A 15,353-nucleotide genomic window follows, 5' to 3' on the forward strand; every position below is an offset into this window, starting at 1 on the left:
CGGCCATCCAGGACTTGTCGCTCATAGACAAGCCCTTTCCGCTTTTATTTTGTATAACGGGTTTTTGTTAAGACACACTACTGAGTAAGGGTGGTGGAGTCGGTGAAGAAGTCTGTTATTCAAAAATTGCTTGGAGATGTAGAGGTAACGAGAGAATTAGTGCTTCTCCTAACGATTGGGGGATTATATGCCCTAAGCATTGCGCTTTCTAATACGTTTGTTAACGTTTATTTGTGGAAGCAGTCAGGGGAGTTTATTGATTTAGCCTTATATAATTTAACGGCTGTTATCTTTCAGCCATTAACATTTATATTAGCCGGAAGGTGGGCCAAGAAAATTGACCGTGTGATTGTGCTAAGGTTAGGGGTCATTTTCCTAGCTGGATTTTATATGACAGTGCTTTTATTAGGTGATGTTGCGAATCATTATTTAGTGATATTAGGTGCGCTGCTCGGTATAGGGTTTGGATTTTACTGGCTTGCCTTTAATGTACTCACATTTGAGATCACTGAACCGGAAACGCGTGATTTCTTTAATGGATTTTTAGGCTTGCTTACGTCCTTTGCAGGCATGATTGGACCGATTGTTTCAGGATATATTATTACAAGGATGGAGCAGTTTACAGGGTATTCCGTCATATTTGGAATATCACTAACTCTTTTTGTCGTAGCTGTTTTAATGAGTTTTCTTTTAAAGAGAAGAGCTGCAGAGGGCAAATTCTTTTTTAGACAAATTTTAGCGGAACGAAAAAATAATGCAAATTGGCGTCATATCCTCCATGCTCACTTTTTTCAAGGGCTTAGAGAAGGGACTTTTATCTTTGTGATTGTTGTTTGGGTATATATTGCAACAGGCAGTGAGTTGGCAATCGGTACGTATGGGCTTGTTGCTTCTGCTGTTCAATTTATAGCCTATTATACAGTGACCAGGTTGATGAAGCCGAGTTTTCGGAAGAAGTCCATTTTAATTGGCGGAGCCATTCTCTATGCTGCGATTTACCTGATTGTCTTTGATTTATCCTTTGCGAAATTAATCATGTATGGAATTGTCATTTCTATTGCGTACCCAATGTTATTAGTACCATATATTTCGCTTACTTATGATGTAATCGGTAAAGGGTGGAAGGCTGCCGAGATGAGGATCGAGTATATTGTCGTCAGGGAAGTGTTTTTAAATAGCGGCCGTATTGTATCTGTGTTAACGTTTATAGGTGCCATTCTATTATTCCCTGAAGAGAAAAGTATTCCTGTTGTACTAGCAATTCTTGGGATCGGTCACTTTATCATTTATTTCTTTGTAAGACATGTCCGCTTTTCAAAGCCTGGAGGGGGAGAAAGCTACAGTTTTGCAAGGCAGAAAAATGGCGACGGGGGGAGTACGGGAGGAACGAGCGTATAATGTTGCTAATTTGTGAAAGCTTCTATAGTGGCAGTGAATTCCTTTGACAATAAGTAGAGATGTGCTATAATAAATTTACAAATTAAACAGCTTTGCCTGCCGTGTTAGTGAGCTTCTTCTTGTTTCGAACCTTGCGTTTTAAAAGGGAGTTCTATATCGAGCTAATGCCAGCAAGCCAGTATATGCTGGACGCTGAAATTAGTTCTGCGAACACCCACCTACTTGAGTAGGTTCATGAAACAACTGAAGCAACGGCATTCGCGGGTATATACTTTAGAATGAATTTAGACACCTTGCTTTAGGTGTCTATTGTCATGTATACAGATAATTATGCTATAATTATTTTACAATTTTTGTGATGTTACTATATAGATTAATGAGGGGATTTGCGGATGGGGAAAAATAAACCAAGGAAAAAAGGACATGTGCCAGCAAGGCTGAATATGTTATTCTTTGCGGTATTTATTCTTTTTTCAGCATTAATATTACGGTTAGGGATGGTTCAAATCGTCCAAGGTGAAGATTTTGAAAGAGTATTAGATCGTACGAGTAACACAACAGCAAGAATTGATGCTCCTCGCGGGCTTATGTTAGACCGCTATGGTACGCCGGTTGTAGAAAATCAGCTTGAATTATCCGTTACATATACAAACCCTTCGAGACAGACCTCATCAGAGACGATCTTAGAAGTGGCGCGTGATCTTGAAAAATTAATTGAAGTAGATACGAGCCGGATTACGGAGCGTGACCGTATGGACTTTTGGCTTCTAATAAATAGTGACAGACGTTATGAACTCGTAACGAAAGAAGAGAGAGCAGCACTTGATGGACCGACTGAAGAATATCAGCTCGAACTCGAACGTATTACAGAGGACCATTTAGCTGAGTTAACCACGGAAGACGAGAGAGTGATGGCGATCTTTCGTGAGATGTCACGAGGATATGCGAATACACCTCAACGTATTAAGCGAGGTATTACCGAGGAAGAGGCAAATATAATCAGCGAAAACCTCGATCAGCTTCCGGGGGTAGATATTCTGCGAGACTCTCGTCGTAATTACGTTTTTGGTGAGGCGTTTAGAACGATTTTTGGCTCAACGGGTTCTATACCTCGTGAGAAGTTAGACTATTATTTATCACGAGGTTATGACCGCTCTGACATCGTTGGGACGAGTTATTTAGAGTTAGAATATGAAGATGTTCTTCGCGGTCAAAAGGCTGTGGTAGAAAGTATTACGACGTCCACTGGTGGTGAAATTGAGCGTTCAGTTAATGAAAAGCCGGGACAGCGCGGCAATGACCTTGTGTTGACACTTGATATGGAAATGCAACAAAAGCTTGATAATATTATTTCACAAGAAATTAACAGCAAGGGCGGATCATTCATCAGTCAGCGGACAGCCTATGCCGTGATGATGGATCCAAAAACGGGCGACATTTTAGCGATGTCCGGCTACAGTAATGGTGAGCCGAACGACCAGATTGGTAATGTGACAAAAGCATTTGAAATGGGGTCGTCAGTAAAAGGTGCCTCTGTCTTGGCCGGTTACCAAACAGGTGTCATCAGCCATGGTCAAACGTTACTAGACCGGCCAATTGATTTACCAGGAACACCGCTCAAGCGTTCATATACAGATATGGGATATGTAAATGATATTAAGGCATTAGAACGTTCTTCTAACGTATATATGTTTGAAATTGCAATGAGGATGATGGGCTATAATTATGGCAGCAGCAGAAGCTTTGACACACAAAGAGTAGCAGAAGCATATGATGAAACCCGCTATATTTTCAGCCAGTTTGGACTTGGTGCTGAGACAGGAATTGATCTGCCAGGAAGTGCCTTGGGGTACCAAGGCAGACGTACGCAGCCTGGTAACCTTCTCGATTTAATGATCGGCCAGTATGACACGTATACACCGCTGCAGCTTGTCCAATATGTCGCAACGATTGCAAACGATGGATACCGTGTTAAACCTCGACTTGTATCAGAAATCCGGGAGCCAAGCTTATCACCGGATGAACCAGGAGCGATCCTGCATAAATTTGAACCGCAGATTCTAAATCGTGTTGACGTGTCGGATGCCGATTTAAATCGTGTTCAGCAAGGGTTTTATGCAGTAATGAACGGATCACAAGGAACTGGTGCAGGCATGTTCAGAAGTGCTTCGTATAATCCTGCAGGGAAAACGGGAACAGCACAGGTGAGAGTACAGGGGATTGACGGAAATAACCAAATACTTGTCGGGTATGCGCCTTATGATAATCCAGAGGTCGCCTTTGCGATTATTGTTCCTTACACTGTGAGGGATAATAGTGCAAACTTTGCTCAATCAATTGGAAAGAAAATGCTCGATGAATACTTTGATTTAAAAGAAGAACGTAATGGTCCGACTATAGCAGATGTGCCGATTCTTGAAGAAGTAGAAGATTAATACAATGTAAAAAAAGCTTGCTACGTCATTTCGTAGCAAGCTTTTTTATGTAATGCGGTTTGCAATGTCTTGATAACTCATTGCACTGTTGACTTCAAAATCACCAGCGCGAACTTTTTCAGCTAAGTTATTGCGCTCCAGATAACGTAAAAAATCACTGGCGCTGTCAATAATTTTTGCTTGTTCTAATTGATTAGCTACATCATGAGAACTAGTCCCAGATGTAATGGATAAAGTCATAGAATAGACATTGACAGTTTCTACAGTGACCGATTCCGGCAAGTCTTCGTCAATCAATGCCTCTTCTTCAGCTGCTGAGTCTTCTTCGGTTGGAGGGTCCATTTCTTCCGTTTGTGGGTCCTCTACAACAGGTTCCTCTGGAGGAGCTTCTGCTGAAACATAATATCCTGCATCTTGTAAGGCTGTCATCATTTCTGAGATCTCAAGCTCTTCTTGTTCAACGATTGTGACAGGCTCTGCAGTTGCTTCTGGTGAGAGTGCATATGTAACCCAAATAACACCTGCACAAAGAGCAATTCCACCTGCCATGCCGCGTAATGCATGAGGAGACATATATATTACCCCCTTACTGCTGGTTGTTCTCTAGAAGCTACTAATCGTTCTACTTCAAGAGGTGTTAAACCAGTTTTTTCTGCAATGATTTCAAGTGTGAAGCCTTTATCGCGTAATGATTCTACTTCAGCTTGCAATTTTTGAGCGGAGGTTGAACGTGCTTTAGGAACATCTTGTCCGTTCACTAGAAGTTCTTCCTCAAGGATGCGGATCTTTTTCTTTAATTGGTAAATCTCTTGCATGAGCGTAATCGAAAAGTTCTCCATCTGCCGTTCCACTTCTGTTGCCTTGTCTTTTCGAAAGAAAGATAACACAAAAAGGAGGATGGCGATTACTAAGAGAATCATAATTGTCCACTCGATCATCTTACAACCCTTCCCTCTATAAACTAATCTATCATTCTACTCTATTATACACATAGGTTGCTCTTAGGAAAAAGTGGTTTTCGTCCTACTTAATCGACAATTTATGAAAGAAGCGTTTACATTTCAGGTTTTATGCGCTCACCTCTCAAATCTCGACAAAAATTATCGACAAAGTCAGCTAGCGAAATAAGGCGAAAAATTTTTTTGTGGATCGATACGATAGGCGGGGCAGGCTCATGACAAAATCAGACAAATTACCCCTGCTTGTCCCGTAATGTCACGCTCGGTATGATTAATATAACAAGATATGCAACGTATGAAGGGTGATGCATACTATTTTTCTACATCATTGGAGGTGTTTTAGTGATACAAGAAATTTTAGCTTTAAGAGAGAAAGGCTTCTCATTTCGCAAGATTGCAAAGGAGCTTGAAACAACGGTAGGAAAAGTACAGTATTGCTTCAAGAAATATCAAGAAGAACTTCAACAGGAAGGTTCAGAGGATACTAATCAGATGGATGACGCAGCATTGTTAACAGAGATTAATGAAAAAGCAATCGAAGTGGAAGAAGTCAAAAAGATTGAAACCGCAAAGGCTGAAGCCGAAAAGCCTGTTGAAGTGATAAAAGATGTGCCGGTTCATCCATTACCAGCGGCGTATGAACGCGATGAAGTCATGCTGATGCCTAGAACTCCTAATAGTTTATATGTGTATTGGGAAACACGTGAGTCGACTAGGCGTATGATTGAACATCAATTTAGAGCCCCGTGGCATGAATTAAAAAAGGCAATAAGACTCTATGATGTTACAGCTTTACTTTTTAATGGTCATAATGCTCATCGTTTTATCGATTATGATCTGCCGGAAATGACAAACAACTGGTATTTCCATGGTCTCACTGAAAATAGGACTTTTATTGTTGATCTCGGAATTAAAACAAAAGCAGGCACTTTTTTCAGTATACTGCGCTCTAATCCAATAGATACCCCTAGAGTAAAAGAAGGCATGGAAGGACAGTATGTTGACGCTGTTCATAAGTGGCAAACGGGGCAGTCCCAGGAACCTGAGTGGTTAGAGCATTTTAGTACGTATTCGTATTATGAATCGACAAAATAAGGAGGAGAGTTGTGTTGAATAATGGTTACTTTTCATTTGTTTTACATGCCCATTTACCATACGTAAGACATGAGGAAGAAAATCGTTTAGAAGAGAGATGGTTATTTGAGGCGATGACTGAAACATACATCCCCTTACTTTGGTCGATTGAGTCCGCCGAAGTAAAAGATGGGCTGACAATTTCCTTTACACCCCCACTTATGGAGATGCTCGCAGATCCGCTCATGCAAGAGAGGTACTTACACTATTTATTAAAAACGGAGGAGTTACTTCGTAAAGAAGCAACGTATATAGAAGATCATTCATCGCTTAACCCGTCCTTTAAGTCGATCATTCCATTTTATAAAAAGAGATATCAGAAGATTCGAGAAACTTTTCTGAAATGGGATAAAAATGTGTTGAAAGCATACAAACATTTATATGAAAAAGGATTCATCACATTAATGACGTCCGCTGCTACCCATGCTTTTCTTCCTTATGTAAAAACGGAAGCTGCACTTCGTTCCCAAATAAGGGAAGGGGTTCAGGCGTTTAGTCGTCATTTTGGTTTTAATCCTCGTGGCTTTTGGCTCCCTGAGTGCGCATATGCCCCTGGAATTGACCGGGTGCTGATGGAAGAAGGAATTCGCTACACATTTGTCGATGAACATACCATTTTAAGTGCTGATCCAAAGCCTGAAAAAGGCTCTGGTGCACCAGTCTATTCGCCGCATGGATTAGTTTTATTCCCAAGACATACAGAGCTTTCTAGTAAAGTGTGGAGCTCTACACTAGGATATCCGGGTGACCCAGACTATCGTGAGTTTTATCGTGATATAGGTTATGAAAGAGATTGGGACTACATCGAAGACTATGTACATGAAGACGGCATACGTGTCGATACAGGGCTTAAATACTACCGAGTAACAGGTGAAACCGAACATAAGGATGCTTACAACAGAGAGTGGGCCGAAGCAAAGATTAACACTCACGCAAACCACTATCTAAGCTCTATTAATCAGTTTAGAAAACAACACGCGGATCAAGCCTATCCTCCGTATGTAATGGTCGCTCCTTTTGATGCGGAGTTATTTGGACATTGGTGGTTTGAAGGTACGGAATGGATTGGACAAGTATTGATGGGAGCGAATGAAGAGACGACGTTTATTAGTCCAGAAACGTATCTCGACCGTCACTTTCAAGACTTGGAAACGAACCATATCTCGTATGCCACCTGGGGCCGAGATGGATATGGGGACGTCTGGCTGAACCCTAAAAATGATTATATGTACAAACATCTGCACCGAATAGAGCAAGATCTAGCAGCTATTGTCGCTCTCCACAGTCAGCCGACTGAGCTTGAAAAACGAGTGATTAAGCAGATGATTCGAGAGTGGATGCTTGCTGTAAGCAGTGATTGGGCTTTTATTGTTGATGGAGATAGTGCAGTAGATTACGCGAAAGAAAGATTTCATTTACATGTTGATCGGTTTGACCGATTAAAGAATCAAATGTTCACTAAACAATTAACGGATGCTTCGGTGGAAAAGCAAGAAAGCGCATTCCCATTTCTTTCTTCAATAGACGAGAATGTATTTCTTTCTCCTCATGATTCTTATGTTCAGACAAAGTCACAAGAAGGCACAGCGAGTGAGGAAAATAAGAAAGGCCGTACGATTTTAATGTTGAGCTGGGAATTCCCGCCAATGATGGTAGGCGGTCTATCAAGACATGTATTTGATCTTTCTCGTGCATTGGTGCAGGACGGACACACGGTTCATGTCCTAACGTCTTCTGTAAACGGCTACCCGCAGTATGAAGTCAATCAAGGAGTCCATGTGCATCGCTTAAATGGATTGCAGCCTGAAGCAGATTCTTTCTTTGATTGGGTTGGAAGCTTAAATGTAGCGATGACATTGTATGCTGAAAAGCTCAGCCGTACAGAGAAATTTGATGTGATTCATGCTCATGATTGGCTAGTAGGAGTGGCCGCCAAAGCGTTAAAAGCATCACTCGGTGTTCCATTACTCGCAACCATCCATGCAACCGAACATGGACGAAATAACGGCATTCATACCGAGCTTCAGTATGAAATTAACCAAAAAGAATGGGAGCTTACGTATGAAGCAGACCGAGTAGTCGTATGCAGCGACTATATGAAAGAAGAACTGATGACGATCTTCTCGCTTCCAGAAGAAAAATTAAGCGTGATTCCTAACGGGGTGGATCTTGATCTAGTCAGATCATTGCGAGATTCAACGGTGGAACTAGAGTCAAATGATATGTTTACCGTTTTTTCAGTAGGACGAATGGTAAAAGAAAAAGGATTTCAGACGATTATTGATGCAGCTGAAGACTTGAAGCATAAAGGAGCTCCGATCCGCTTTGTATTAGCGGGGAAAGGTCCCATGCTAAGAGAATTTCAAGAACAGGTTCAAAGGCGTCAATTAGATCACCACGTTGTATTTCTAGGGTTCATCACAGATGAAGAAAGAAATGACTGGTTTACAAAAGCTGATGCCGCTATTTTTCCAAGTCTTTACGAACCGTTTGGCATTGTGGCATTAGAAGGAATGGCCGCAGGAAAGCCGACCATTGTTTCCGATGTAGGGGGCTTATCTTCCATTGTTCAGCATGGAGAAAACGGCTTGAAGATGATTCCTGGAGACAAAGACAGCTTAGCGGCTCAAGTCATGTATTTATATAATCACCCGATTTTAAGAGAAGGAATCGCTACTCAAGGACTGCGAGATGTGAAAACAAAATTTGATTGGGGCGCGATTGCCAAACAAACAGAGAGAGAATTTGAAATGTGTTTAGCCAGTACGTTTGTAGTGGCCAATTAAAAGGAGGCGGAGTTAAGTGAAAGGTGTCATTATGGCAGGAGGAAAGGGAACGAGATTACGTCCACTAACATGTCAATTACCAAAACCAATGGTTCCACTTTTACAGAAACCGGTTATGCAGTACAGCATTGAGCTTTTAAAGCAACATGGAATAACAGATATTGCTGTGACCGTGCACTATTTGCCAGACGAGATTCGAGACTATTTCGGCGACGGTCAAGAATTTGGTGTTCACTTAACGTACTTTGAAGAAACAGAACCGCTAGGAACAGCAGGCAGTGTAAAGCAGGCCGAAGCATTTCTTGATGAGCCCTTTGTGGTTGTGTCAGGAGATGCGCTAACTGACTTTGACCTTGAAGCTGGCATAAACTTTCATAAAGAAAAAGATGCTCTCGTTTCTATCTTCATGAAGCAAGTGCCTTGTCCTCTAGAGTTCGGTGTCATTATGACAAATCAACAGGATGAAATTATCCGTTTCCTTGAAAAGCCGAGTGTAAGCGAAGTGTTCAGTGATACGGTTAATACAGGGATCTATGTGATGGACCCTAGTATCTTTAACTATATTGAATCTGATAAACCTGTAGACTTTAGTAAAGATGTATTTCCTAGAATTCTAGAAGATCGTGCAGGAATCTATGGTTATGCAGCTGAGGGGTATTGGTCAGATATCGGAAATCTCGAACAATACCGTCAAGCTCATATGGATCTTCTTAACCGGGATGTTAAAGCAGAAATCAGCGGCATTGAAGTTGAGCCGGGAATCTGGATGAATGAGCATGTAACGATTGAAGAAGGGGTCAAATTGGAAGCACCTGTATTTGTGGGACCTCATTCTACGGTTCGATCAAATGCTAAGCTTGGTGCATTTTCCATTGTTGGAAAAGACTCCATTGTTTCTGAAGATGCGACGATTAAGCGCTCTGTCTTATGGGACGGGGTATATGTCGGGGAGCAAGCAGAGCTGCGCGGGGTGACAATTTGCGGCGGAGTCCAGTTGGGATCTAAATCTACCATTTATGAACAAGCGGTGCTAGGTTCTAATTGTCAGATTGAAGATGAAGTGTGCATACAGCCTGGAATGAAAATTTGGCCTCATAAACGCATTCAGGCAGGATCAGTGATTTCTCAATCTGTTATTTGGAACGATCAGGATGCAACGGTTCCTGTCCTAAAATCACACCGTGCAAGCGGTATTGCTAATGTCGAAATGACCCCTGAACACGTGAGCCGTCTCGGTGCAGGATTTGCAAGTGCAATGCCTGTTGGGAGCACTTTTTTAATCGCAGGAGATGATCAATCTTTTACCCGGCTTTTAAAGCTATCTCTTGCTCAAGGCGTCCAAGCAACGGGAGTGAATGTGACAGATTTAGAAGAAGCTGCTGTTCCAAGCTTTCGAAAGATCATTTCAGCTCATCATTTTCAAGGGGGCGCACACCTTAGAGTAAGTGAAGGCAATCGCATTGTCATTGAATTATTTGATCAAGAAGGATTGCCGATAGCTACATCTGTGCAAAAAGAAATTGATAAGATTGTTACATTTAACTCTTACCGCCGTGTTGCTTTTGACCGCGTTGGAGAATACGAAGTTCAATCAAGTTTAGTAAAAGAGTATACAGATACATTAAAGGACGGGATCGACTCTGTGTTAATTGAGAGTCAAGGATGGAGGGTATTTGTCCACGGCACAGAGCAAGTAACAATACAACAGTTCTCTCACGTATTACAATCAATTGGATGTGTTGTTGAAACCTCGATTGGTGATATAAATATGGGAGACATCTCAGTAGGAATGACCCTTTCAGACTGTGAAATTGGCTTTGTTCTAGGAGAAACGGGGGAATTTTTAACGGTTCTGACAAGAGAAGGTCATATCGTAACAGATGAAGAGAAACTAGCTATGTTTGTCGATATGCATCTCCACTACAGTAAAAAAGGGCGTGTAGCTCTGCCATTATATGCAGGTGCATCTTTAGAAGAGTATATTAGAAGTTTTCAAAAAGAAGTGGTTAGAACAAAAGCCTCAGCACGAGAGATGATGATCGCAGAAGAGAACGTACAGTTATATTGCTTTGATGCAGCCTATGCAGCCGTCCATTTAATTCAGACACTAAGCACAAGAGATGAGGACCTGCAGCAATACTTATCTTCCCTGCCTGTTGAATCAATGTTTAAACAAGAAGTCCCGTGCCAGACAGAGCAAAAGGGAATGGTTATGCGTGCATTGATGGAAGCACTTAAGGAAGAAGAAGTAGAGTTAATCGAAGGGATGAAAGTTAGACATCCAGAAGGAGGTTGGACTTACATTGTTCCAGACCAGAACGAACCAATCTTTACGATCTACGCGCAAGCCGATGAACCAGAGGTGGCAAGAGTTCATGCAAATTACTACATTGAACAAATCCATGAGCTTCTCGCACGCAACACAGCCGTTCACACATCATAATCATTCGCTAAATCAGCCTAACAACAACCTCCGTTCTGAGATTGGCATTTGGAAAGAGGGGCGGGCGAGCTGGCTGAGAGAAGACGTGTGGAGATTCGCGCCGCTGTATCGAAGGGCAGGAGGGATTAAATTACTTACTGCGTATCACCCTAAACTGCACCTCCATCTAACGATCATTGAACGTGACATTACAAATCGATGCGCCTATCATAGACAGGTATTTATCCGAAATGAAGAAGCAAACAGCCAGCAAATTGTATTAGTTCTGCATCAGAAACCTTTTCTCGGAAATACAAAGCGAGCAATGAGCTTTTATGCTCCTGAATCAAAAGCATTGGTTCACTACAGCCATCCTCACTATACGACTACGTTTGTTAAAGGGGTGAAAGCAAGTGCAGTTGAATATGCTGTTGGCGGAATCGATTCAGTGTGGCAAGAGGACAATGGACATACAATAGTCAGGCCATTGTGTGCCGAATCGCATGAGAGTGTGATGGCTGTAAAGTTGAATTTAAGCAGTCATGAAGAAACGCGGGTGGATCAATGGATGGATGTCAGCCGATCAATGGTGGGCAGTGAGACATTCATTAATGAGTTTTTTCAATGATTTTCGTGAAAAAATGAATTTCTTCAAAAATAAAACTAAATAAAAGAGAAGAATTTCCGCTGTAAAGAAAAAACACTTGATCCCTCTCGGTAGATTTGCTATCATATTCAAGTATGAAGTAAGCTATAGCTAAGTTTGGAGGGATAACGGATGCGTGTACAAGTCACTCTTGCTTGCACTGAGACAGGCGATCGTAACTACATTACAACAAAAAACAAACGCGAAAATCCTGAGCGTATTGAACTTAAAAAATACAGCCCACGATTAAAGCGTCACACTCTTCACCGTGAGACAAAATAAGCAGCTGGATTCTTCCACTGCTTATTTTTTTGTTGCATCTTTTGTTTAAATAAAGAAACAGATAGGCTTTCGCTTAGATGCGAAGGCCTGTTTTTAAACATCCCATCTATTTTTATACATAAAATTTATTTAAAATGAAACATAGGGTAGAATTTATTCGTAGATAGAGTAACTTTATAAAAAAAATACATGAAAGTATTGCGTATGGTTTTGACGATATGGGGAGTGAGGGTGACATGAAATCAAAAGCTGATTATAGGCAATTGTTTAAACGAAACATGGAAGAGCTCTCAGATTCAACAGCAAAAGAAGAATCAAACAATCTTTGCGATCTTATGAAAAGACAGAGCTACTATCAGAAGGCTGAATTAATTGGTCTCTTTATTCCTAAAGGCAAAGAAGTAGATACAACTCCATTAATTGAAGCAGCTTGGGACGCGGGCAAACATATAGCTGTACCAAAAGTAATTAAAGGGAAAAGAAAGATGACTTTCTACAGCATCACTTCATTCAAAGAATTAGAACCTACTTTTTTTGGCTTATCTGAACCTAAGCCAGATCAATGTCATAAAGTAGATTCAAGCCAAATTGATCTTATGATCGTTCCTGGGTTAGGTTTTGATAAGGCTGGATACCGTATTGGTTATGGCGGCGGCTACTATGATACATATTTAAAAAGCTACGACGGGGTGACAGCTGCACTCGCATATTCTTGTCAGCTTGTTGATAAATTGCCAACAGAAGCTCATGACCAAAAAGTGGACCACCTGCTCGCACCTTATGGAGTATTGCTGTAATGGCAGGGTTATATATCGGCGTCGTTCTACTGGCAGCTGCAGCTTACTATCTTAAAAAATTAACAGTATCAGGGGCTGTGGCAGCTGTAGTGGTTGGGTGGTGCATTGCATTTGGACTAGGATTTTATGGACTGATGGTGCTTGCTATTTTCTTTATTACTTCTAGTATGTGGAGCTCATTGTGGAAAGGGAGAAAGGCGAGTGATGTTACTGAAAAAGGGGATAGACGAGATGCGTGGCAAGTTGCGGCGAACGGGGGAGTAGCTGCCTTAATGGCGCTTTTTTATGGATTCAACCCTTCACCCATCTGGATTTTTGCTTTTGTCTCAAGTCTTGCTGCAGCCAATGCAGATACGTGGGCTTCTGAGATTGGAACATTAAGCAGGCAGCGCCCTTTGCATATTCTCACCTGGAAGCGGGTAGAACCTGGTACATCAGGTGCGATAACAGCTTTAGGATCAGCTGCTGCCTTTGCTGGTAGCTTTCTCATATCTGTATTTGCTATCTTAGGATGGTGGAGTGCATACCATAACAGTCATGTCCTATTAATTGCATTAACGGTTGTAGGCTTTTTAGGAAATATTATAGATACATTAGTTGGTGCATCTTTTCAAGTTCTGTATAAATGCAGGGAATGCGGCATTGAGACAGAAGCCACTGAGCATTGCGGGAGTCAAACAGAGTATATGTCAGGGCTTAGATGGCTTAATAATGATGTTGTAAATATAGCATGTACAGCTTCAGGCGCCCTTTTAGGTATAGGAGTAGCCTGGCTTTTGTTGTAAGGAGGAAAGGAAATGGAAAACACCTATGAACGTTATTCTAGACAGATGTTGTTTCAGCCGATCGGTGAAAGCGGTCAGAAGAAATTAAGTGAACAAAAAGTGCTGGTGATTGGTGTCGGTGCATTAGGGACGGTTCTTAGTAACCATCTTGTTCGTGCAGGTGTCGGCATGGTTAGAATTGTAGATCGTGATTATGTTGAACAAAGCAACCTGCAAAGACAAATGCTTTTTGATGAAGAAGATGTAGCGAAGCATCTTCCAAAAGCCATTGCAGCCAAAGAAAAACTAAAACGAATTAATTCTGATGTAGAAGTTGATGCGATTGTCTGTGATGCATCGATTGATAATATCGACTCATTAATGGACGGGGTAGATCTTGTATTAGATGGTACAGATAATTTTAAAACGCGCTTCTTATTAAATGATGCATGCTTTAAAAAAGGAATTCCCTTTGCTTATGGTGGTGCTGTAAGTGCGCGCGGCATGTCGGCTCTATTTATTCCGGGTGAAACACCATGTCTTCGATGCTTTATTGACCACGGAGAAACACAAGGCCAGACATGTGATACGATTGGCGTGATCAGCCCAGTTGTTGACATCGTAGCTTCTTATCAGGTGGTAGAAGCGATGAAATATTTAGTTGGTGATAAAAAGGCATTACGTAACACGTTACGTACCTTTGATCTTTGGGGCAACCATCAATATGATATGAAGATGACCAAAGCAAAAGAGGGTTGTCCAACATGTCAGAAAAAAGAGTATCCGGCCTTGCATGCAAGTGGAGATCATATTACAACCTTATGCGGACGTGAAACGGTTCAAATTCAGCGCGAGCATAAAATAGATTTAAATGAGTGGTCAGAGAGGCTCAAACGAGTGGCAGAAGTGAAGAAGACGCCGTTTCTTCTACGTGTCCAGTTAACCGAAGGGGAAAAGTTCGTGCTCTTCCCAGATGGCCGTGTGTTAATTCAAGGAACAGAAGATATAGCCCGGGCAAAAAGCTTATACAGCAAATATATAGGCGATTAAAATACGAGAACAGACGGAGGTGGTCATGCCTCCGTCTTTTTTGAGTTTAATTGAGGAGTGACAAACAGAGGGCAGCGTTACAAGGTACACTCTCCAATAGGCGCAATAATTGTAAAAGTAGAGACATACTACAAGTATCTGAACGCAATTACACGCTGAACTAACGCAATAAGTGGTCACACAGGAGCAATTACAGCGGGGACCCGCGCAATTCATTTTTGAACAAACGCAATAAGTCCTCTAATAAGCGCAATTCGATTAGTAACCACGTTACACGTGCTCATTTCCCATAAGGTTTCGAATGCCAGAACATGCCCTTCAGCTTTTCTATTGTCTAGCTCCGGCTCCTTGTCCTGCGGGAAATAACGGTGCATCGAATGAAGACAAAAAGCGTCTTCATATCGCTGCCCCTCATATTTCCGCATGCCAGCCCAGTCGCCTCCACTTTTCTTATTGTCTAGCTTCAGGGTTCAGATAATCGTCGGCTTCACTTTGCCATACGAAGCAAAAAGCGCTTCTTAATGTCAAAGCTCCACCCATCTCATATCTAAACGAACCCTTCCACTTTTCCCATATACTATTTCAAAAAAGTTGTTGACGGGTGTTGTGGTTTGGTCTACGATATGTTTATTGAACACTTAACTGCGTAAAAGCATAAAAGCGTAAAAGTACGAAAGTGC

General features: G+C 41.6%; 13 protein-coding genes and 1 other RNA gene. 11 read left to right on the forward strand and 3 right to left on the reverse strand.

Features of this window, described 5'->3' with window-relative positions; genetic code table 11:
* The first annotated feature begins 102 nt into the window (after positions 1-102).
* From A33I_RS02465 to A33I_RS02470, 3 genes are all read left to right on the forward strand, one after another.
* On the forward strand, positions 103-1,398 hold the full coding sequence (locus A33I_RS02465) for an MFS transporter (RefSeq protein ID WP_022626879.1): 1,296 nt from the start codon (positions 103-105) through the stop codon (positions 1,396-1,398).
* 90 nt (positions 1,399-1,488) lie between these two features.
* A non-coding RNA gene (ssrS, locus tag A33I_RS20105) (6S RNA) lies at positions 1,489-1,669 on the forward strand.
* 121 nt (positions 1,670-1,790) lie between these two features.
* Positions 1,791-3,833, forward strand: a complete 2,043-nt coding sequence (locus A33I_RS02470; protein ID WP_022626880.1) for a peptidoglycan D,D-transpeptidase FtsI family protein — start codon at positions 1,791-1,793, stop codon at positions 3,831-3,833.
* A gap of 45 nt (positions 3,834-3,878) precedes the next feature.
* Here A33I_RS02470 and A33I_RS02475 read toward each other — a convergent pair whose 3' ends face one another.
* A complete protein-coding gene (locus A33I_RS02475) occupies positions 3,879-4,406 on the reverse strand; it encodes an MltG/YceG/YrrL family protein (protein ID WP_022626881.1) in 528 nt (175 codons plus the stop codon).
* A 5-nt stretch (positions 4,407-4,411) separates the two neighbouring features.
* Entirely contained in the window at positions 4,412-4,771 is a 360-nt protein-coding gene (locus A33I_RS02480; protein ID WP_022626882.1) for a hypothetical protein, read from the reverse strand.
* Between the two features lie 363 nt (positions 4,772-5,134).
* Between A33I_RS02480 and A33I_RS02485 the strand changes: the two genes are divergently transcribed.
* From A33I_RS02485 to A33I_RS02520, 8 genes are all read left to right on the forward strand, one after another.
* Positions 5,135-5,887: a DUF4912 domain-containing protein gene (locus A33I_RS02485; RefSeq protein WP_022626883.1), complete on the forward strand. Its 753-nt coding sequence runs from the start codon at positions 5,135-5,137 to the stop codon at positions 5,885-5,887.
* A gap of 11 nt (positions 5,888-5,898) precedes the next feature.
* A complete protein-coding gene (locus tag A33I_RS02490) occupies positions 5,899-8,712 on the forward strand; it encodes a 1,4-alpha-glucan branching protein domain-containing protein (RefSeq protein WP_022626884.1) in 2,814 nt (937 codons plus the stop codon).
* A 16-nt stretch (positions 8,713-8,728) separates the two neighbouring features.
* Positions 8,729-11,155, forward strand: coding sequence for a sugar phosphate nucleotidyltransferase (locus tag A33I_RS02495; protein ID WP_022626885.1), 2,427 nt, complete (start codon positions 8,729-8,731; stop codon positions 11,153-11,155).
* Positions 11,088-11,762 carry a hypothetical protein gene (locus A33I_RS02500; RefSeq protein WP_022626886.1) on the forward strand — a complete coding sequence of 225 codons (675 nt, stop codon included), beginning with the start codon at positions 11,088-11,090 and terminating at the stop codon, positions 11,760-11,762. The genes A33I_RS02495 and A33I_RS02500 overlap by 68 nt, the downstream gene beginning before the upstream one ends.
* 150 nt (positions 11,763-11,912) lie before the next feature.
* The gene (gene rpmG, locus A33I_RS02505; RefSeq protein ID WP_012958201.1) at positions 11,913-12,062 is read left to right on the forward strand and encodes a 50S ribosomal protein L33; all 150 of its coding nucleotides are present in this window, start codon (positions 11,913-11,915) and stop codon (positions 12,060-12,062) included.
* 236 nt (positions 12,063-12,298) lie between these two features.
* Positions 12,299-12,859 (forward strand): 5-formyltetrahydrofolate cyclo-ligase, encoded by a 561-nt coding sequence (locus A33I_RS02510; protein ID WP_022626887.1) that lies wholly within the window; start codon positions 12,299-12,301, stop codon positions 12,857-12,859.
* The gene (locus A33I_RS02515; RefSeq protein ID WP_022626888.1) at positions 12,859-13,644 is read left to right on the forward strand and encodes a DUF92 domain-containing protein; all 786 of its coding nucleotides are present in this window, start codon (positions 12,859-12,861) and stop codon (positions 13,642-13,644) included. Before A33I_RS02510 ends, A33I_RS02515 begins: the two co-directional genes overlap by 1 nt.
* Positions 13,645-13,656: 12 nt before the next feature.
* Positions 13,657-14,673 (forward strand): thiazole biosynthesis adenylyltransferase ThiF, encoded by a 1,017-nt coding sequence (locus A33I_RS02520; RefSeq protein WP_022626889.1) that lies wholly within the window; start codon positions 13,657-13,659, stop codon positions 14,671-14,673.
* 212 nt (positions 14,674-14,885) lie between these two features.
* On the opposite strand, the gene A33I_RS02525 is transcribed toward A33I_RS02520, so the two are convergent.
* Positions 14,886-15,098: a hypothetical protein gene (locus A33I_RS02525; RefSeq protein ID WP_022626890.1), complete on the reverse strand. Its 213-nt coding sequence runs from the start codon at positions 15,096-15,098 to the stop codon at positions 14,886-14,888.
* Between the last annotated feature and the right edge of the window lie 255 nt (positions 15,099-15,353).

Origin of the sequence: Alkalihalophilus marmarensis DSM 21297 (assembly GCF_000474275.2) — a bacterium.
Lineage (GTDB): Bacteria > Bacillota > Bacilli > Bacillales > Bacillaceae_D > Alkalihalophilus > Alkalihalophilus marmarensis.